A 19,615-nucleotide genomic window follows, 5' to 3' on the forward strand; every position below is an offset into this window, starting at 1 on the left:
TAGTTCCAACGCTGGCCGGGGCGGTCAGGGTGTTTTCGATTTACACCCGGGAATCTATAAGCGATGATACATATTTGAGCTAAACCCGAGAACCATGGCCGCTGTCGACACCGCAATCAACCAATCGCCTTCCATGGCCTTGCCCGGCCTGGGACGGGCCCTGGTGGTGGCGGGAAAACTGGGTCAAAAGGCCGCCGAAGACATTTTTCGCAAGGCCCAAAGCGGACGAACCAGCTTTATCGCCGAGCTGACGGGGTCCGGCGCGGTTTCCGCGTTCGACCTGGCTCATACCATGTCCACGGCTTTTGCCGCCCCCTTGCTGGATCTGGAAGCCATTGACGCCCAGCGTTTGCCCAAGGGCCTGCTTGACCCCAAGATCTGTACAACCTACCGCATTGTTGTCCTGAGCAAGCGCAACAACCGCCTGATCGTCGCGACGGCGGATCCGTCTGACCAGGAGGCGGCGGAAAAGATCAAGTTCTCCACCCAGATGGGGGTGGACTGGGTGATCGCCGAATATGACAAGCTTTCCAAGCTGGTGGAAGTTTCCAACACCTCCGCGGCCGAGGCCATGGAAAGCATCATTGGCGACGATTTCGAGTTCGATGAATCCAGCACCGAAGCGTCGACCGAGGACAGCGAGGCCAGCGTCTCCGAGGTCGAAGATGCCCCGGTTGTCAAATTCCTGCAGAAAATGCTGCTCGATGCCTTCAGCATGCGGGCGTCCGATCTGCACTTCGAGCCGTTCGAGCACACCTATCGCGTGCGTTTCCGTGTTGACGGTGAATTGCGCGAAATCGCGTCGCCGCCCGTGGCCATCAAGGAAAAGCTGGCCGCGCGCATCAAGGTCATTTCCAAGCTCGACATCTCCGAAAAGCGCGTGCCGCAAGACGGCAAGATGAAGCTCAAGATAGGCCCGGACCGGGTGATCGATTTCCGGGTCAGCACCTTGCCTACCATGTATGGCGAAAAAATCGTCATCCGTATTCTTGACCCGAGCAGTGCCAAGCTGGGCATCGATGCCCTGGGCTATGAGCCCGCAGAGAAGGAGCGCCTGCTGCATGCCATCCAGCGGCCGTACGGCATGGTTCTCGTGACCGGCCCCACCGGTTCGGGGAAAACCGTTTCGCTCTACACCTGCCTGAACATCCTCAACAAGCCGGGCGTCAACATCGCGACGGCCGAAGACCCCGCCGAAATCACTTTGCCGGGCGTCAACCAGGTCAGCATGAACGACAAGGCGGGCATGACATTTTCGGTCGCGCTCAAGGCCTTCCTGCGGCAGGATCCCGACATCATCATGGTCGGTGAGATCCGGGACCTCGAAACCGCCGATATCGCGATCAAGGCCGCGCAGACCGGCCACATGGTCATGTCGACGCTGCACACCAACGATGCGCCGACCACACTGACGCGTATGCGCAACATGGGCATTGCACCCTTCAACATCGCTTCCAGCGTGATCCTGATCACCGCCCAGCGGCTGGCACGCCGCCTGTGCCCCAACTGCAAAGCCCCTGCGGACATCCCGCGCGAGACCCTGCTGGATGCGGGTTTCACCGAGGATGATGTGGACGGTTCCTGGACGCCTTACCGGCCGGTCGGCTGCTCAATGTGTACGAATGGTTACAAAGGCCGTGTCGGTGTTTATCAGGTTATGCCCATTTCCGAAGAGATTCAGCGTATCGTCCTTCGCGACGGCAGCGCCCTGGAAATTGCGGCCCAGGCGGAGGCGGAGGGAGTCAAAAGCTTGCGCGTGTCGGGGTTGTCCAAAGTCAAGCTCGGCATGACTTCGTTGGAAGAGATTCTGGGCTGTACCAATGTTTAAGCAGCTGCGTTCAAGGGCCGCCACCCGGCGGAGTGACCGTGGCGACAGGGCGGTCTGAGACTGTCGATACAACGAGAAAGCATCATGGCAACTGCAGTATCCAAGGGCATCAAGGAATTTGTTTTCGAGTGGGAAGGCAAGGACCGCGGCGGCAAGCAGGTTCGCGGAGAAATCCGGGCCGTCGGCGAAAACCAGGTCAAGTCCTCGCTGCGTCGCCAGGGCGTCTTGCCCACCAAAATCAAGAAGCGCAAGATGCGCGCCGGCAAGGCTATCAAGCCCAAGGATATTGCCATTTTTACCCGCCAGCTGGCCACCATGATGAAAGCCGGCGTGCCGTTGCTGCAGGCCTTCGACATTGTAGGCCGCGGCAATGCCAATGCCAGCGTCACCAAACTGCTCAATGATGTGCGCACCGACGTGGAGACCGGAACCTCCCTGAGCGCCGCGTTTCGCAAATACCCGCTGTATTTCAATGCGCTCTATTGCAACCTGGTCGAGGCCGGTGAGGCCGCCGGTATCCTGGAATCCCTGCTGGACCGCCTGGCGACCTACATGGAAAAAACCGAGGCCATCAAGTCCAAGATCAAGTCGGCCCTGATGTATCCCACTTCGGTGGTGGTGGTGGCCTTTGTGGTGGTTGCCGTCATCATGATTTTCGTGATTCCGGCATTCAAAACCGTGTTCTCCTCGTTTGGCGCGGATCTGCCGGCCCCTACGATGGTCGTCATTGCGATGAGTGAGTTTTTTGTCGCCTACTGGTGGTTGATTTTTGGCGGTATAGGCGGTGGACTCTATTTCTTCTTCCAGGCCTGGAAGCGCAACGAGAAAATGCAGAAATTCATGGACAGGGCCTTGCTCAAGGTGCCCGTTTTCGGTGCCCTGATCGAAAAATCCTGTATCGCCCGCTGGACCCGCACCCTTGCCACGATGTTCGCCGCGGGCGTGCCTCTGGTCGAGGCACTGGATTCGGTCGGCGGCGCTTCCGGTAATTCAAAGTATGCCGAAGCCACGGAGAAGATTCAGCAGGAAGTTTCCACAGGTACCAGCCTGACCGCGGCCATGACGAATGCCAATCTGTTTCCATCCATGGTGCTGCAGATGTGCGCGATCGGCGAGGAATCCGGCTCCATCGACCACATGCTGGGCAAGGCTGCCGACTTTTATGAAGCGGAAGTCGACGAAATGGTGGCGGGCCTTTCCAGTCTGATGGAGCCCATCATCATCGTGTTCCTGGGCACTCTGATCGGCGGCATCGTGGTTTCCATGTATCTGCCCATTTTCAAGCTGGGTCAAGTCGTTTGATGGGGACCGGTCTCGGGCCGGCGTTCGACGCTTCGCTGGCCGGTTTTCTGGGCCTTCTGATCGGCAGTTTCCTCAACGTCGTCATATACCGCCTGCCCAAAATCATGGAGCGGCAGTGGGCACGGGAGTGCGCCGAACTGAGCGAAACACCCCAGGAGCCCGCCGAAAAATTCAATTTGCTGGTGCCGCGTTCGCGCTGCTCCAGCTGTGGCCATGTCATACGCTGGTATGAAAACATCCCGGTCGCCAGCTACCTGATCCTTCGGGGCAAATGCTCGGTATGCGGCACGCCCTACGGCCTGCGCTATCCCATCGTGGAAGCGGTGACGGGCGCGCTGTTCTTCTTTTGCGTATCGCGCTGGGGCTGGTCGTTGACCGCTGTAGCCTGGTGCGGCTTTTCCGCCGCGCTGCTGGCCCTGGCCGTGATCGACTGGGACACCACCTTGCTGCCGGACGATATCACCTTGCCCTTGCTGTGGGCCGGCCTGATCGTCGCCGCCCTTCAGTGGAACCCGTCGGTCAATCTGCCGACGGCCCTGTGGGGGGCGGTTGCCGGCTACCTCTGCCTGTGGCTGGTCTATTGGGCCTTCAAGCTCGTCACCGGCAAGGAAGGCATGGGCTACGGCGACTTCAAGCTTTTCGCCGCGCTCGGCGCCTGGTTCGGCTGGCAGGCGCTGGTGCCCATGATCCTGATGGCCTCCGTGATCGGCGCCCTCGTCGGCATCGCGATGAAGTTTTCCAGCGGATTGCGTGAAGGCGGTTATGTGCCCTTCGGCCCATTCCTGGCCGGAGCGGGCTTCACGGCCATGGTCTTCGGGCCTCAATCCATCCTGCGCTTTATCGGCCTGTGATGCCATGCGCCGTGCAGCTTTGCGCATCGGACTGACCGGCGGCATAGGCAGCGGAAAAAGCACGGTTGCCCGCACCCTGGTGGCCTGCGGCGCGGCGCTGGTGGATGCCGATGCAATCTCCCGTGCGGTCACGGCGGCCGGCGGTGCCGCCGTCAAGGAGATTGCGGCGCAATTCGGCACCGCTATGGTCACCACCGAAGGCGCCATGGACCGCGACCGGATGCGCCAGCTGGCCTTTGACGACCCCTCCGCCAGGCGACGGCTGGAGTCCATCGTCCACCCCCTGGTCAGCACGGAGACCTTGCGGCAATACGAGCAGGCCGCCGCTGCCGGCCGCGCCTGCGTGGTGTTCGACGTTCCCCTGCTGGTGGAATCCGGCCGCTGGCGGCAGCAACTGGACCGGGTGCTGGTCGTGGACTGCGGTGAAGCCACCCAGGTCAGCCGGGTGATGGCCCGCAACGGCTGGCCTCGCGAGGCGGTGGAAAAAGTCATTGCCGGCCAGGCCAGCCGCGCGCAGCGCCTGTCGGCCGCCGACATATGCCTGCACAATGATGGTTTGCCGCTGGAGGCCCTGGATGCCGAGGTGCGGCGGCTTGCCGCGCGCTTCGGGCTATGATGCGCAAACAAACCTCCTCATTGATGCCGACGAAAACATAGCGCTGTGATCCTTTACGAGTACCCTTTTCACGAACGCATACGCACGTATTTGCGACTTGAACACCTGTTCCGCCGCCTTGGCGAACTGGTGGAACGGGACAGTCCGACGGACCACCACTACGCCATCACGACCATCTTTGAAATCATGGACGTGGGCGCCCGGGCCGACCTCAAGACCGATGTCCTCAAGGACCTTGAGAAACAGAAACACGTCCTCAACGGCTACCGCGGCAACCCGGCCATTTCGGAGGCCGTTCTTGACGAGGTGACCGGGCAGCTCGAAAGCTGCTTTTCCGCCCTGAACAGCCTGCCCGGCAAGGCCGGCCAATCCCTGACCGAAAACGACTGGCTCATGAGCATCCGCAGCCGCGTCGGCATTCCGGGCGGCACCTGCGAATTTGACCTGCCGGCCTATTACGCCTGGCAGCACCTGCAGACCGAGGTGCGCAAGCAGGACCTGCAGCGCTGGATCACCCCGCTGGTGCCCCTGGCCGAGTCCATACGCGTGCTGCTGACCTTGCTGCGCGACTCCGGGGCGCCGCAAAAGGTGGTGGCGCCGGGCGGCCAATACCAGCAGACGCTGCCGCAAGGGCGCACCTTCCAACTCCTGCGCCTGCGGATTGACCCCGCCCTGGGGCTGATCCCCGAAATCAGCGGCAATCGCCTGATTGTGTCGGTGCGCCTCATGCGCCACGGCGACGACGACCGGCTGCATGCCAGCACCGAAGATTCGGCGTTTGAACTGACACTCTGTTCCTGACCCAAGGCCTTGCCAGCCATAGGCCGCATTGCTCGATGGTTCCCCAGACTTGTCCTGAAACATGCCTGCGATGAAAAAAGAATCCCCACCCGTCAAACTGGTCGTATGCCCAGGCTGCGGCGGTGAAAGCGTTTACGCGCCCAGCAACCCGTTTCGCCCGTTTTGCAGCGAGCGCTGCAAAAACATAGACTTGGGCGCCTGGGCCAGCGAAGGTTTTCGCCTGCCCGCGGATACACCGCCCGACGACGAAGTTTTTGGCGATCCCAAGCTGCAATAGAATTTGCCGAGGCACGCGGTGTCACCCGCGTTTCGTGAGAGAGCAAAAAGCAAAAAAAGAGAGGGAGCGAAAAATGAGCAAGAAGTCTTTGATGGCGCCATTGCTGGCCGCGATCATGGTGGCCGCCCTGGCGGCAAGCCAGGCCCGTGCGCAAACCCCGCCGGCGCCGGAGGGCGACAAGCCCGCCAAGTCCAAATCCAAAGCCAAAAAAACTGCCGTCAAATCCGCTGCGGGCGGCAAGGTCAAGTTCATCAATGGGTCTGGGGAAACGCCCGCCCAGCGCACCGCGCGCCTCAAGCGCGAATGCAAGGGCGGCGTGGACGCGGGCGCCTGCTCAGGCTATACGCGCTGACCGGTTTTGACCCGGTAGGGGAGGCGGCCCGCAGGGGGCTGCCTGTGCCTTCAGGCTGCCGGCGTGCCCAGCACCTGCTGGAGCTCGCCGCTCTGGTACATCTCCATCATGATGTCCGAGCCGCCTATGAACTCGCCCTTCACATACAGCTGGGGGATGGTGGGCCAGTTGCTGAATTCCTTGATGCCCTGGCGGATTTCTTCGTCCTCCAGCACGTTCACCGTGGCGGGCTTGTTCACGCCGCAGGCCTTGAGGACCTGGATGGCGCGGCCGGAGAAACCGCACATGGGGAACTGGGCCGTGCCCTTCATGAAAAGGACCACATCGCTGGATTTGACGATTTCGGCGATGCGTTGCTGGGTAGGGTCTGTGCTGCTCATGGTGAAAATCCTTTGGGAATCCTTGGGAGGGACTGGCGCCCGTGCCCGGCCCCGGATCGGGGACAGGTGATGCTAGTTAGATGGAATCTGGCACGCAGAATTCAACAGCCCGATTATCCCGCCGTTTGGCATCCCGCGTGGCCGGCTCACCCGCCAGCCCACAATCCGCCCGAGCAGCGCGCGATGCCGGCCAGGTCCAGCCGGCTTTGGACCTGGTCAAAACCGGCCTGGGCCAGCAGGGCGCATACCGCCTCGGCTTGGTCGTAACCATGCTCCAGCAGCAGCCAGCCGCCCGGCAGCAAATGGCCGGGCACCTGCTGGACGATCTCGCGGATGTCGTCCAGCCCGTCCGCACCGGCGGCCAGCGCAGCCAGGGGTTCGTAGGCCAGGGCCTCCAGGTGATGGTCGGTGCTGGCGATATAGGGTGGATTGCTGGCGACCAGGTGAAAGTGTCCACCAACTTTCTCCAGCCAGTGGCTTTGGATGAAATCCAGTTTCAGCCCCAGGCGCGCGGCATTGCCGCGGGCCACCTCCAGCGCATCGGCGCTGGCATCCACGGCCGTGACCTTGCCCCGGCGGCCGTCGGCCTGCAGGCTGTGCGCGATGGCCAGCGCGATCGCACCGCTGCCCGTGCCCAGGTCCAGCACCGCGGGGGCTGGCGGCGCGCCGGGCACGCGCAGGCGCTCGAGCGCCCACTCCACCAGGGTTTCGGTGTCGGGCCGCGGCACCAGCACGCGGGCATCCACCCGCAGCGTCAGGCCGAAAAACTCCTTTTCGCCGACGATGTAGGCCAGGGGCTCCCCGGCGGCCCGGCGCAGGCACATGGCACGGAAATCTTGCGCAGCCTGCTCCGGCAGCACATCGGTGTCGTGCGCCAGCAGCCAGGCCCGCGCGTCGCCGGGCTTGCCCAGGGCGTGCAGCAGCAGCAACTGGGCGTCCAGCCGGTCCAGCCCCAGGGTCTGGGCGGCGGCCAGGGCCTGGGCGCAGTTGGGCGCGTTCATGGCGGAGATGCCTCAGAGCCCGCTGTTGGCGGTTTCGAGTTCGGCCAGCTGCTCGGCGCCGCGCGCCACCTGCAGCGCGGTGATCACGTCGCCCAGGTCGCCTTCCATGATGGCCAGCAGCTTGTACAGCGTCAGGTTGATGCGGTGGTCGGTCAGCCGCCCCTGCGGGAAGTTGTAGGTACGGATGCGGTCGCTGCGGTCGCCCGTGCCGACCAGGCCCTTGCGCAGGGCCGCATCCTTGGCGGCGCGTTCCGCGCGGTCTTTTTCATGGATGCGGGCGGTCAGCACCTTGAGCGCCTGGGCCTTGTTGCTGTGCTGGCTGCGGCCTTCCTGGCATTCGGCGACGATGCCGGTCGGGATGTGCGTGATGCGCACGGCCGAGTCGGTCTTGTTGATGTGCTGGCCGCCGGCGCCGCTGGCGCGGTAGGTGTCTATGCGCAGGTCGGTCGGGTTGATCTGTATGGCCACGGCCTCGTCGGGTTCGGGCATCACCGCCACGGTGCAGGCGCTGGTATGGATGCGGCCCTGGGTTTCGGTGGCGGGCACGCGTTGCACGCGGTGGCCGCCCGACTCGAAGCGCAGCTTGCCGTAGACGCCCACGCCCATGGCGTCGGCGGCGCCCTCGATGCGCAGCACCACCTCCTTGTAGCCGCCCAGCTCGCTCGGCGACTCGCTGATGATCTCGACCTGCCAGCGGTTGCGCTCGGCAAAGCGGGTGTACATGCGGAACAGGTCGCCCGCAAACAGCGCCGACTCGTCGCCGCCCGTGCCCGCGCGGATTTCCACAAAGGCCGGCCGCACGTCGTCCGGGTCCTTGGGTATCAGCATCAGCTGCAGGGCTTCGTCGATCTGCGCGATGTCGGCCTTGGCCGCGGCGATCTCTTCCTCGGCCATGGCGGCCATCTCGGGATCGTCTTTGGCTTCGGCCAGCATGCTTTCGGCGCCGGCCAGGTCGGCCTCGCGGCCGGTCAGCCGCATGTACTGCTCGGCCACCACGCTGGCCTCGGCATGTTCGCGGGTCAGGGCGCGAAAACGGTCCAGGTCGCTGACCACGTCGCTGGCGGACAGCAGCGCGTCCAGCTCGTGCAGCCGCAAAAGCTGGCGGTCCAGGGTTTGGCGAAGAAAGGGTTTCATGGGTGTGGGGGAGGGAAAGCCGAAAGAGCCGAAAGAGCTGAAGAGGGGGCCGCAAGGCCGTCAATAAAGCCGCCGGCTGGCAGCCGGCGCGAGGCATCAGCGCAGGGACCTGCGCTAACGCTCTTTGTCGTCGGGCTGGATTTTGGGCAGCTGGCCGCGCAAAAACAGCCTGGAAACGGCCTGCGCCGTGGCTTCCCGGCTGCTGGCGTCGCCCGCGTGCAGCTCGGCCAGCGTGCCGTGCAGCATCTTCTGGGTCAGGCCGCGGGTCAAGGCTTCCAGCACCGTTTCTATGGGCTCGCCCTTGGCCAGCAGTTTTTTGGCGCGCACGATTTCGGCGGCGCGCCATTCGTCGGTCTGCGCATTGAGCTGCTGAATCAGCGGCACGCTGCGGCGCTGGGCCAGCCAGTGCATGAAATTCTGCACACCGGCGTCGATGATGACCTCGGCCTGCGCCACGGCGGCCTTGCGGCTGTCCTTGCCGGTCTGCACCACGTGCGCCAGGTCGTCCACCGTGTAGAGGTAGATGTCGGGCAGGGCCTTGACTTCGGGCTCGATGTCGCGCGGCACGGCCAGGTCAACCATGAACATGGGGCGGTGCTTGCGCAGCTTGACGGCGCGCTCCACGGCGCCCAGGCCGATGATGGGCAGCGTACTGGCGGTACAACTGATCACCGCGTCGAATTCGTGCAGGCGGCTGGGCAGGTCGGCCAGGCGCATGACTTCGGCGCCAAAGCGGCTGGCCAGCTTTTCGCCGCGCTCCAGCGTGCGGTTGGCAATCGCCATGGCCTTGGGGTTTTTGGCGGCGAAGTGGGTGGCCGCCAGGTCGATCATCTCGCCGGCGCCGACAAACAGTACCTTGATGTCGCTCAGGTTCTCAAACAGCTGGCCGGCCAGGCGCACGCTGGCCGCCGCCATGCTGATGCTGTGCGCGCCGATTTCTGTGCTGCTGCGCACCTCCTTGGCCACGGCGAAGGAACGCTGGAACAGCTGGTGCAGCGTGGTGCCCATGGCGCCGGCATCTTCGGCGGCGCGCACCGCGTCTTTCATCTGGCCCAGGATTTGCGGCTCGCCCAGCACCATGGAGTCCAGGCCGCTGGCCACGCGAAAGGCATGGCGGGCGACCTGGTCGCCCTGCAGGGTGTAGGCATGCGAGCGCAGCAGGGCGGGCGAAACGCCGCCGTTGTGCGCCAGCCACTCCAGCGTGTGGTCCAGGTCGGTCTTGTCGCCGGCGCAATAGATCTCGGTGCGGTTGCAGGTCGAGAGCAGCGTCGCCTCGGGCTGGCGCGCCAGCGAGGCGCGCAGGCCGCGCAAAGTGGGCGCTATCTGGTCCAGGGCGTAGGCGAATCGCCCGCGCAAATCGAGCGGTGCGGTGTTATGGTTTAGCCCAAGGGCCCAGACTGACATCCCCGGATTATAAAATTGAAGCGGCCGGGCCGGCGGGAAGCCCTGACAATCGCCCTGATAGCCCTTTTGAGAGCCTGTTTTGGCGTCTTCCCGGCACCTTTCCGGCACCTTCCCGGCATTTCCAACCATCGCAAGCGCATGACCTTTTACCTGCTGGCCAATCACCTGCTCAATTTTGTCCTGCCGGCCGCCGCCGTCGCGCTGCTGCTGGTGCTGTCCAGCCGTGTCTTTGGCGGCCTATTCCGGTCAAGCCGGCCGGTCGCCGCCACCTGGTGGGCGCAGACGGCGATTGTTTTCGCCGCGAATGTGGCGGTGCTGGTCGCCGGCCTGGTTTTTTTCGGCCGGGACGGGAAGATGATGACCTATGCCGCGATGGTGGGCGGTGCGGCGTTTTGCCAGTGGGTGCTGTTGGGCGCCTGGAGAGCCTGAAAGCCTAGTCGGGCTTGAAGACGTTCACCGCGTCCGTGATGATGCCGTCGGTGCCCAGCGCCAGCAGCCTTTTTACATTGGCCTCGTCGTTCACCGTGTAGCTCAGCAGCCTGAAGCCGGCCTTTTTGGCCTGCGCCACGGTGTCGGCGTTCCAGAGCTTGTGGTTGCAGACAATGGCCACGCAGCCCAGCCGGGTGGCTGTTTCCAGCCAGTGGGCCGGCAGTTCGTCGAGCAGCAGGCCGCGCGGCAGCTGGGGCTGGGCGGCGCGGGCCGCTTCCAGTGACAGCGGCTGGAAAGAAGTCAGCAGCGGCGGAATCGCCGTGCCTTGCCACAGCCGGGCCGCCTCGTTGGCCACGACGGTGCCGGTACGGGCCTCCGCGCCCGGCGTGGGCTTGATCTCGATATTCAGGAAATAGGCCTTGTCCAGGCAAAAGCGGGCGATGCGCTCAAAGCTGGCCAGGCCTTCGGCGGCAAAGGCCGGCGAATGCCAGCTGCCGGCGTCCAGCTTTGCCAGCGCTTCCCAGCCCAACTCGCCGGCCACGCCCTTGCCGTTGCTCGTGCGCTCCAGCGTCGCGTCATGCAGCAAAAACGGGATGCCGTCAGCGCTGAGCTTCACGTCGCACTCGAACATGCGGTAGCCGTGGCGGGCGCCCAGCATGAAGGAGGCCAGGGTGTTTTCGGGCGCCAGCTTGCCGGCACCGCGGTGCGCCACCCAGCGCGGATAGGGCCAGCTGGCGGCGGTCACGGAATTCGTCATGGTCTTCTCGGGAACTGCTAAAACTGAAAGATTACAGGCGTTTTCCGGTGTCCGCGTCAAACCAGTGCAGGCGGTCGGCGCGCGGCGTGACGTGGATGGTCGCGCCGATTTCGGGCGCCGTCGACAGGCTTTCATCGGTGCGCACGATGAGGGCTTCACCGCCCATGCGGCAATACACCAGCCGCTCGGCGCCCAGCATTTCAATCGTGTCGACCTGCACGGCCCAGCCGGTGGCGCCTACCGTCAGGTGCTCGGGACGTATGCCCAGGATGGCGCCCGGCTTGCCGCCGAAGTCGGCATTCGGCGCCTGCTTGAGCAGGTTCATGGGCGGCGAGCCCATGAAACTCGCCACAAAGGTGGTGGCGGGGCGGTTGTAGACCTCTTCGGGCGTGCCGAACTGCTCCATGCGGCCCGCGTTCATCACCATCATGCGCTGCGCCAGCGTCATGGCCTCGACCTGGTCGTGGGTCACGAAGAGCGAGGTGATGCCGAGCTCGCGGTGCAGCTTCTGGATTTCCAGGCGCGTCTGCACGCGCAGCTTGGCGTCCAGGTTGGACAGCGGCTCGTCGAACAGGAACACCTGCGGCTGGCGCACGATGGCGCGGCCCATGGCCACGCGCTGGCGCTGGCCGCCCGAAAGCGCACGGGGCTTGCGGTCCAGCAGGTGGCCCAGTTCCAGGATCTTGGCGGCCTTGTCGACGCGCGTCTTGATCTCGTCCTTGGGCACCTTGGCGATCTTCAGGCCGTAGGCCATGTTGTCGAAGACGCTCATGTGCGGGTAAAGCGCGTAGTTCTGGAACACCATGGCGATGTCCCGCTCGGAAGGCTCCAGCTGGTTGACGACCTTGCCGCCTATGGAGATTTGCCCGTCGCTGACTTCTTCCAGGCCGGCCACCATGCGCAGCAGGGTGGATTTTCCGCAGCCCGAGGGCCCGACGATCACGATGAATTCGTGGTCGGCGATGTCGGCGTTCACGCCGTGCAGCACCTGCAGCGCGTCCTTGCCAGAGCCGTAGCGCTTGATGACGTTGTTGAATGAAAGGGATGCCATATCTGTGTTCCGTCTTGTCTTGTTGGTTTCTTTTATTTCTCGGTGTCGACCAGGCCCTTGACGAACCATTTCTGCATCAGCACCACCACCAGGGCGGGCGGCAGCATGGCCAGGATGGCGGTCGCCATGACCACATTCCACTCGTTCTGGCCGTCGCCGCCGGCGATCATGCGTTTGATGCCCACGACCACCGGGTACATGTCTTCACTGGTCGTGGCCAGCAGCGGCCAGAGGTACTGGTTCCAGCCGTAGATGAACTGGATGACAAACAGCGCCGCGATCGAGGTCTTGGACAGCGGCAGCAGCACGTCGAAGAAAAAGCGCATGGGGCTGGCGCCGTCCATGCGCGAGGCCTCGGTCAGCTCTTCGGGCACCGTCAGGAAGAACTGGCGGAACAGGAAAGTCGCCGTCGCCGAGGCGATCAGCGGCACGGTGAGGCCCGCGTAGGTGTTGAGCATGTTCAGGTCCGACAGCACCTTGTAGGTGGGCAGTATGCGCACCTCCACCGGCAGCATCAGCGTCACGAAGATGGCCCAGAAGCAGGTCTTCTTGAAAGGGAAGCGGAAGTACACGATGGCAAAGGCCGACAGCAGCGAGATGGCGATCTTGCCGATGGCGATCACCAGCGCCGTGACCAGGCTGACCCACATCATGTGCGCCACCGGCGCGTTGGAGCCGGTGGCGGACTCGCGCCCGAACAGCGCGGCCTTGTAGCTGTCGAGCATATTGGTGCCCGGCAGCAGCGGCATGGGCGCCTGCACGATTTCCTGCGCTGTGTGGGTGGAGGCCACGAAGGCCAGGTAGAGCGGGAAGGCGACGATAAAGACGCCCAGCATCACCACCACATGGGCCAGGATGCCATGGGTGCCGCGTTTTTCAACCATGGTGGGCTCCCGTCGTATTTTTCGTTTTCATCAGTATTGAACTTTCTTCTCGACGTAGCGGAACTGGATGACCGTCAGGGCCACCACGATCACCATCAGCACCACCGACTGCGCGGCCGAGCCGCCCAGGTCCAGGGCCTTGAAACCGTCGTAGTACACCTTGTAGACCAGGATGGCCGTGTCCTTGCCCGGGCCGCCCTGGGTGGCGGCGTCGACGATGGCGAAGGTGTCGAAGAAGGCGTAAACCACGTTGATGACCAGCAGGAAGAAGGTGGTGGGCGACAGCAGCGGGAACTGGATGGTCCAGAAACGGCGCCAGGGCCGGGCGCCGTCGATCGCGGCGGCCTCGATCAGCGACTTCGGGATCGACTGCAGGCCCGCCAGGAAGAACAGGAAGTTGTAGGAAATCTGCTTCCAGACCGAGGCCATCACGATCAGCGTCATGGCGTGGCCCGAGTCCAGCAGGTGGTTCCAGTTGATGCCTATCTTGCCCAGGGCATAGGCCACCACGCCCAGCGAGGGCGAGAACATGAACACCCACAGCACGGCGGCCACGGCGGGCGCCACCGCGTAGGGCAGCACCAGCATGGTCTTGTAGAACATGCCGCCACGCGTGATGCGGTCGGCGAAAACCGCCAGCATCAGCGACAGGCTGATGCCTATGCCGGCCACCATCACCGAGAAAAACGCGGTCGTCTTGAAGGACTCCACATAACTCGGGTCTTCCAGCAGCTGCCGGAAGTTGGCCAGGCCGACGAATTCGATGGAGGTGCCGAAGGCATCCTGCTGCTGCAGCGACTGCAGCAGGGCCTGCGCCGCGGGCCAGAAGAAGAACACCAGGATGACCGCCATTTGCGGCAGCAGCAGCAGCCAGGGCAGCCAGCTGGATCGAAAGACAACGCGTTTTTCCATAGGGCTTTCCAGTGGGCAGAAACTCGGGAGCGCTTAAACAATAAAACCCGCCTGGCCTTCCCTTGTCAGGGGGAGGGGGTCAGGCGGGCCGAGTGTAGCCCGCCGGGCGGGCTCCGCTCTGTCTCTTGCGTGATCAGTTCTTGTTTGCTTTCTGGAAGCGCTCGAGCTGCTCGTTACCGCGTTTGACGATGGAATCCAGCGCATCCTTGGCCGTCTTCTTGCCGCTCCAGACCTGTTCGAGTTCTTCGTCCTCGATCGCGCGTATCTGGACATAGTTGCCCAGGCGGATGCCGCGGCTCTTGTCGGTGACCTTGCGAATCATCTGCGTGACCGCGACGTCGGTGCCCGGATTCTGTTTGTAGAAGCCGGATTTTTCGGTCAGGTCGTACGAAGCCATCGTCACGGGCAGGTAACCGGTGCGCTTGTGGCTGGCCGACTGCACTTCAGGGGTTGAAATGAAGCTGAAGAACTTGGCGACGCCTTTGTATTCGGCTGGCTTTTTGCCCGACATGACCCAGAGGCTGGCGCCGCCGATCACTGTGTTCTGCGGTGCGCCGGGAACATCCTGGTAATAAGGCAGCGGGGCCAGGCCGTAGGCGAACTTGGCATTCTTGGCCACGTTGCCGTAAAAGCCCGACGAGGTGTTGATCATGGCGCACTCGCCCGACACAAAGCTGGCTTCCGGCACATTGCCGCGGCCCTTGTAGACGAAGAGGCCCTGCTTGGCCATGTTGGCCAGGTTTTCGATGTGGCGCACGTGCAGCGGCGAATCCACTTTCAGGCGCGCATCCATGCCTTGCAGGCCGTTGGCCTTGGTGGCGAATTCGACGTTGTGCCAGGCCGAGAAACTTTCCACCTGCGTCCAGTTCTGCCAGGCCGTCGTGAAGGGGCACTTATGGCCGGATGCCTTCAATTTTGCGGCGGCGTTGACGACTTCAGGCCAGGTGACTGGCGCCTTGTCGGTCGGCAGGCCGGCAGCCTTGAACGCGTCTTTATTGAAATAGAAGATGGTGGTGGAGCTGTTGAAGGGGAAGCTCAACATCTGGCCGTTAGGCGCGGTGTAGTAGCCGGCGACGGCGGGGATGTAGGCTTTCGGGTCGAATTTTTCTCCCGCGTCCTGCATGATCTTGCCGACCGGGACGATGGCGCCCTTGCTGGCCTGCATGGTGGCGGTGCCGACTTCGAACACCTGCAGGATATGGGGCGCGTTGCCGGCGCGGAAGGCCGCGATGGCGGCGGTCATGGATTCGTCGTAGCTTCCCTTGAAGGTGGGCACCACCTTGTATTCCTTCTGGCTTTCGTTGAACTGCTTGGCCAGGTCATTGACCCATTCGCCGTTGACCGCCACCATGGAGTGCCACCACTGGATTTCGACTTGCGCCTGGCTGGCCAAAGGCATGCAAAGGCCTAGGGCCGCAAAAGCAAAGGCGGAAAGACGGTTTTTCATTAAAACTCCTGGGATTTGGGCGCGAACAGGCGCGCCAAGTTAAACGAGACAGTCTAGAAACTGTTTATGACACGTGGATTTAAGCGATTTGGGAGACGCCCGACAAGCGGGATTTCCATAAGACGACTTAGGACCGGTGCGGGCGGAGCCCCAAATGGTGCGCTGCGGTAATATAGGGCAACAGCGCTGGACACGGGTCTGAAGCCGCTGGCTTTTCACGATGAACGCCACTACCACACTCCAAGAACTCCATGTCTTTGCCGGCGACGCAAAGGCCGGCGAAGCCCGCATTCGCGAAATTCCCTATAACTACACCTCGTTTTCCGACCGCGAGGTGGTGATACGCCTGCTCGGCGAACGCGCCTGGGACCTGCTGAACCGGCTTCGCGACGAGCGCCGCACCGGCCGTTCCGCGCGCATGCTGTATGAAGTGCTGGGCGACATCTGGGTGGTGCAGCGCAACCCCTATTTGCAGGATGACCTGCTGGACAACCCCAAGCGGCGCAAGCTGCTGGTCGACGCCTTGCAGCACCGGCTGACCGAGGTGGAAAAGCGCCGTACGCCGGATGCCGACTCGCAGCGCGACGCCATCGTGGGCGAGCTGCTGGACGCCGCCCGCGCGGCGGTCACCCGTTTTTACACCTCCTTCAGCGAGATCTACGACTTGCGCCGGCTGGCTGAACGCAAGCTGCGCAAGCTGACCCGCCACGACAACATCAAGTTCGACGGCCTCTCGCGGGTCTCGCACGTCACCGACGCGACCGACTGGCGCGTCGAATACCCCTTTGTGGTCCTCACGCCCGACACCGAAGCGGAAATGGCCGGGCTGGTCAAGGCCTGCATCGAGCTGGGCCTGACCATAGTCCCGCGCGGCGGCGGCACCGGCTACACCGGCGGGGCGATCCCGCTGACCTGGAAGTCGGCCGTCATCAACACCGAAAAGCTCGAGGCCATGACCGAGGTCGAAATGCTCTCGCTGCCCGGCGTCGACAAACCGGTCGCGACCATCTGGACGGAAGCCGGTGTGGTCACCCAGCGTGTGGCCGACGCGGCCGAGCGCGGCGGCTTTGTGTTCGCGGTCGACCCGACCTCGGCAGAAGCCTCCTGCATAGGCGGCAACATCGCGATGAACGCGGGCGGCAAAAAAGCCGTGCTCTGGGGTACCGCCCTGGACAACCTGGCCTCCTGGCGCATGGTCACGCCCGAAGCGACCTGGCTGGAGGTCACGCGCGTGGGCCACAACCTGGGCAAGATCCACGACGCCGACATGGCCAGCTTCGAGCTGCAGTATTTCGAGGCCGACGGCAAGACGCCGCTGCGCCGCGAACGGCTGGACATTCCCGGCAAGTCCTTTCGCAAGGAAGGCCTGGGCAAGGACGTCACCGACAAGTTCCTCAGCGGCCTGCCGGGCATCCAGAAGGAGGGCTGTGACGGCCTGATCACCAGCGCGCGCTGGATCGTGCACCGCATGCCGGCGCACACGCGCACCGTCTGCATGGAATTCTTCGGCAACGCCAAAGACGCGGTGCCCAGCATCGTCGAGATCAAGGACTTCATGTTCGCCGAGCAAAAGCGCGGCGGCGCCATCCTGGCCGGCCTGGAGCACCTGGACGACCGCTACCTGCGCGCCGTCGGCTACGCCACCAAGTCCAAGCGCGGCGGCCTGCCCAAGATGGTGCTGATCGGCGACATCGCCGGCGACGACGCCGACGTGGTGGCCCGCGCCACCAGTGAGATCGTGCGCATCGCCAACTCGCGCAGCGGCGAAGGTTTTATCGCCATCAGCGCCGAAGCGCGCAAGAAGTTCTGGCTGGACCGCAAGCGCACGGCGGCGATCTCCAAGCACACCAACGCCTTCAAGATCAACGAGGACGTCGTCATTCCGCTGCCGCGCATGGCCGAGTACACCGACGGCATCGAGCAGATCAACATCGAGCTGAGCCTGCGCAACAAGATCAAGCTGTGCGACGAGCTCGAGGCCTTTTTCCTCCAGGGCAGCCTGCCCCTGGGCAAATCGGACGACGCCAACGACATTCCGTCGGCCGAACTGCTCGAAGACCGCGTCGCCCAGGCGCTGGCGCTGGTGGCCGAGGTGCGCACGCTCTGGTCCGGCTGGCTGGAGGGCGTGGCCACCTTGTTCCCGCAGCTGCAGGATCATTCGTTGCGCGCCAGCTGGAAAACCCAGATCCGCGCTCCGCTGCAGGCGATTTTTTCGGGCGGCGCGTTCCTGCCCATCCTGGAAGAATGCACGGCCATCCACAAGCGCGTGCTCAAGGGCCGCGTCTGGGCGGCGCTGCACATGCATGCCGGCGACGGCAATGTGCACACCAACCTGCCCGTCAACAGCGACGACTACGAGATGCTGCAGACCGCGCACGAAGCCGTGGCGCGCATCATGGTGCTGGCCCGCTCGCTGGACGGCGTGATTTCCGGCGAGCACGGCATAGGCATCACCAAGCTCGAGTTCCTGACCGATGAGGAACTGCGGCCCTTCACCGAATACAAGCAGAAGGTCGACCCGCAAGGGCGCTTCAACAAAGGCAAGCTGCTACGGGACCAAGGGCACCTCGGCAACGAAGGGCAAGCGCTCCAGGCCGACCTGACCAACGCCTACACACCCAGCTTCGGCCTGATGGGGCACGAGTCGCTGATCATGCAGCAGTCCGACATAGGCGCCATCGCCGACAGCGTGAAGGACTGCCTGCGCTGCGGCAAATGCAAGCCCGTGTGCGCCACCCATGTGCCGCGCGCCAACCTGCTGTACAGCCCGCGCAACAAGATCCTGGCGACCTCGCTGCTGGTGGAGGCCTTCCTGTATGAAGAGCAGACCCGGCGCGGCGTGAGCATCAAGCACTGGGAAGAGTTCGAGGACGTGGCCGACCACTGCACGGTCTGCCACAAATGCCTGACCCCTTGCCCGGTGGACATCGACTTCGGCGAAGTGTCGATGAACATGCGCAACCTGCTGCGCAAGATGGGGCAGAAGTCCTTCCGGCCCGGCAATGCCGCCGCCATGTTCTTCCTGAACGCGACCAACCCGCAGACCATCAAGTTCATGCGCGGCGCCATGGTGGACGTGGGCTTCAAGGCCCAGCGCCTGGCCAACGACCTGCTGCGCCGGCTGGCACGCAAGCAGACGGCGCTGCCGCCRGCCACGGTCGGCAAGGCGCCCGTGAAAGAGCAGGTGATCCACTTCATCAACAAGAAGATGCCGGGCGGCCTGCCCAAGAAGACCGCGCGCGCGCTGCTGGACATCGAGGACAAGGACTACGTCCCCATCATCCGCAACCCGAAAAGCACCACCTCCGAAACCGAAGCCGTGTTCTATTTCCCCGGTTGCGGCTCCGAGCGGCTGTTCAGCCAGGTGGGCCTGGCGACGCAGGCCATGCTCTGGCACGCGGGCGTGCAGACCGTGCTGCCGCCGGGTTATCTGTGCTGCGGCTACCCGCAGCGCGGCAGCGGCCAGTTCGACAAGGCCGAAAAAATCATCACCGACAACCGGGTGCTGTTCCACCGCGTGGCCAACACGCTGAACTACCTGGACATCAAGACCGTGGTGGTCAGCTGCGGCACGTGCTATGACCAGCTGCAGGGCTATGAGTTCGAGAAAATCTTCCCGGGCTGCCGCATCATCGACATCCACGAGTACCTGCTCGAAAAAGGCATCACCCTGCGCACCGGCCAGCCTGGTGCGGGCTACCTTTACCACGACCCCTGCCACAGCCCCATGAAGCTGCAGGAGCCCATGAAAACCGTCAAGGCGCTGATGGGCGACAACGTGCTCAAGAACGAGCGCTGCTGCGGTGAGTCGGGCACCTTGGGCGTCACCCGCCCCGACATCTCCACGCAGATCCGCTTTCGCAAGGAAGAGGAATTGCGCAAGGGCGAAGCCGCCCTGCGGGCCTCCGGCGCGGTGGCTGAAACCGCCAATGTGAAGATACTCACCAGCTGCCCGAGCTGCCTGCAAGGGCTCTCGCGCTACGGCGACGACCTGCAGAACGGCCTGCTCGAGGCGGACTACATCGTCGTCGAAATGGCCAACCAGATCCTGGGCAAGGAATGGCTGCCGGCCTATGTGGAGGCGGCCAACCACGGCGGCATCGAACGCGTGCTGGTTTAGGCTCCGGGTGTCAACAGAGATATTGCCAAAACCATGATGGCCGGCCTGTCCGGCCTTTTCCTTTCAGAA

The 19,615-nt window shown here is 63.6% G+C and carries 18 protein-coding genes; 9 read left to right on the forward strand and 9 right to left on the reverse strand.

Going from position 1 to position 19,615, the window contains the following annotated elements; genetic code table 11:
• The first annotated feature begins 94 nt into the window (after positions 1-94).
• The 7 genes from pilB to AC1DUN_RS12835 all read left to right on the forward strand — a co-directional run bounded on the left by pilB (position 95) and on the right by AC1DUN_RS12835 (position 6,027).
• On the forward strand, positions 95-1,828 hold the full coding sequence (gene pilB / locus AC1DUN_RS12805) for a type IV-A pilus assembly ATPase PilB (RefSeq protein WP_477714271.1): 1,734 nt from the start codon (positions 95-97) through the stop codon (positions 1,826-1,828).
• 84 nt (positions 1,829-1,912) lie between these two features.
• The gene (locus AC1DUN_RS12810) at positions 1,913-3,130 is read left to right on the forward strand and encodes a type II secretion system F family protein (RefSeq protein WP_477714272.1); all 1,218 of its coding nucleotides are present in this window, start codon (positions 1,913-1,915) and stop codon (positions 3,128-3,130) included.
• A complete protein-coding gene (locus tag AC1DUN_RS12815) occupies positions 3,130-3,981 on the forward strand; it encodes a prepilin peptidase (RefSeq protein WP_477714273.1) in 852 nt (283 codons plus the stop codon). The genes AC1DUN_RS12810 and AC1DUN_RS12815 overlap by 1 nt, the downstream gene beginning before the upstream one ends.
• A 4-nt stretch (positions 3,982-3,985) precedes the next feature.
• Positions 3,986-4,597, forward strand: a complete 612-nt coding sequence (coaE, locus tag AC1DUN_RS12820) for a dephospho-CoA kinase (protein WP_477714274.1) — start codon at positions 3,986-3,988, stop codon at positions 4,595-4,597.
• 45 nt (positions 4,598-4,642) lie between these two features.
• Positions 4,643-5,398: a cell division protein ZapD gene (zapD, locus tag AC1DUN_RS12825; RefSeq protein WP_007868013.1), complete on the forward strand. Its 756-nt coding sequence runs from the start codon at positions 4,643-4,645 to the stop codon at positions 5,396-5,398.
• Positions 5,399-5,459: 61 nt separating this feature from the next.
• Positions 5,460-5,675 (forward strand): DNA gyrase inhibitor YacG, encoded by a 216-nt coding sequence (locus AC1DUN_RS12830; RefSeq protein WP_007868011.1) that lies wholly within the window; start codon positions 5,460-5,462, stop codon positions 5,673-5,675.
• Between the two features lie 73 nt (positions 5,676-5,748).
• Positions 5,749-6,027 (forward strand): hypothetical protein, encoded by a 279-nt coding sequence (locus AC1DUN_RS12835; protein WP_477714275.1) that lies wholly within the window; start codon positions 5,749-5,751, stop codon positions 6,025-6,027.
• 50 nt (positions 6,028-6,077) lie between these two features.
• On the opposite strand, the gene grxD is transcribed toward AC1DUN_RS12835, so the two are convergent.
• From grxD to hemA, 4 genes are all read right to left on the reverse strand, one after another.
• Positions 6,078-6,407 (reverse strand): Grx4 family monothiol glutaredoxin, encoded by a 330-nt coding sequence (grxD, locus tag AC1DUN_RS12840; protein ID WP_007868007.1) that lies wholly within the window; start codon positions 6,405-6,407, stop codon positions 6,078-6,080.
• A 146-nt stretch (positions 6,408-6,553) separates the two neighbouring features.
• Complete coding sequence (prmC, locus tag AC1DUN_RS12845; RefSeq protein WP_477714276.1) at positions 6,554-7,408, reverse strand: peptide chain release factor N(5)-glutamine methyltransferase; 855 nt, start codon at positions 7,406-7,408, stop codon at positions 6,554-6,556.
• 12 nt (positions 7,409-7,420) lie between these two features.
• On the reverse strand, positions 7,421-8,542 hold the full coding sequence (prfA, locus tag AC1DUN_RS12850; protein WP_477714277.1) for a peptide chain release factor 1: 1,122 nt from the start codon (positions 8,540-8,542) through the stop codon (positions 7,421-7,423).
• Between the two features lie 114 nt (positions 8,543-8,656).
• The gene (gene hemA / locus AC1DUN_RS12855; RefSeq protein ID WP_477714278.1) at positions 8,657-9,946 is read right to left on the reverse strand and encodes a glutamyl-tRNA reductase; all 1,290 of its coding nucleotides are present in this window, start codon (positions 9,944-9,946) and stop codon (positions 8,657-8,659) included.
• A gap of 138 nt (positions 9,947-10,084) precedes the next feature.
• Between hemA and AC1DUN_RS12860 the strand changes: the two genes are divergently transcribed.
• Positions 10,085-10,375, forward strand: coding sequence for a hypothetical protein (locus AC1DUN_RS12860; RefSeq protein WP_477714279.1), 291 nt, complete (start codon positions 10,085-10,087; stop codon positions 10,373-10,375).
• Between the two features lie 4 nt (positions 10,376-10,379).
• On the opposite strand, the gene ugpQ is transcribed toward AC1DUN_RS12860, so the two are convergent.
• From ugpQ to ugpB, 5 genes are all read right to left on the reverse strand, one after another.
• On the reverse strand, positions 10,380-11,132 hold the full coding sequence (gene ugpQ / locus AC1DUN_RS12865; protein WP_477714280.1) for a glycerophosphodiester phosphodiesterase: 753 nt from the start codon (positions 11,130-11,132) through the stop codon (positions 10,380-10,382).
• Between the two features lie 31 nt (positions 11,133-11,163).
• A complete protein-coding gene (locus AC1DUN_RS12870) occupies positions 11,164-12,183 on the reverse strand; it encodes a sn-glycerol-3-phosphate import ATP-binding protein UgpC (RefSeq protein ID WP_477661100.1) in 1,020 nt (339 codons plus the stop codon).
• 32 nt (positions 12,184-12,215) lie between these two features.
• Positions 12,216-13,067, reverse strand: a complete 852-nt coding sequence (ugpE, locus tag AC1DUN_RS12875) for a sn-glycerol-3-phosphate ABC transporter permease UgpE (RefSeq protein WP_413327516.1) — start codon at positions 13,065-13,067, stop codon at positions 12,216-12,218.
• Positions 13,068-13,097: 30 nt separating this feature from the next.
• Positions 13,098-13,979 (reverse strand): sn-glycerol-3-phosphate ABC transporter permease UgpA, encoded by an 882-nt coding sequence (gene ugpA, locus AC1DUN_RS12880; protein ID WP_477714281.1) that lies wholly within the window; start codon positions 13,977-13,979, stop codon positions 13,098-13,100.
• Positions 13,980-14,112: 133 nt separating this feature from the next.
• Complete coding sequence (gene ugpB / locus AC1DUN_RS12885) at positions 14,113-15,426, reverse strand: sn-glycerol-3-phosphate ABC transporter substrate-binding protein UgpB (RefSeq protein WP_477714282.1); 1,314 nt, start codon at positions 15,424-15,426, stop codon at positions 14,113-14,115.
• 220 nt (positions 15,427-15,646) lie between these two features.
• Here ugpB and AC1DUN_RS12890 point away from each other — a divergent pair, with 220 nt between their 5' ends.
• Positions 15,647-19,546: a DUF3683 domain-containing protein gene (locus tag AC1DUN_RS12890; protein WP_477714283.1), complete on the forward strand. Its 3,900-nt coding sequence runs from the start codon at positions 15,647-15,649 to the stop codon at positions 19,544-19,546.
• The last annotated feature ends 69 nt before the right edge of the window (positions 19,547-19,615 follow it).

Source organism: Polaromonas sp. P4_F6 (genome assembly GCF_056401275.1).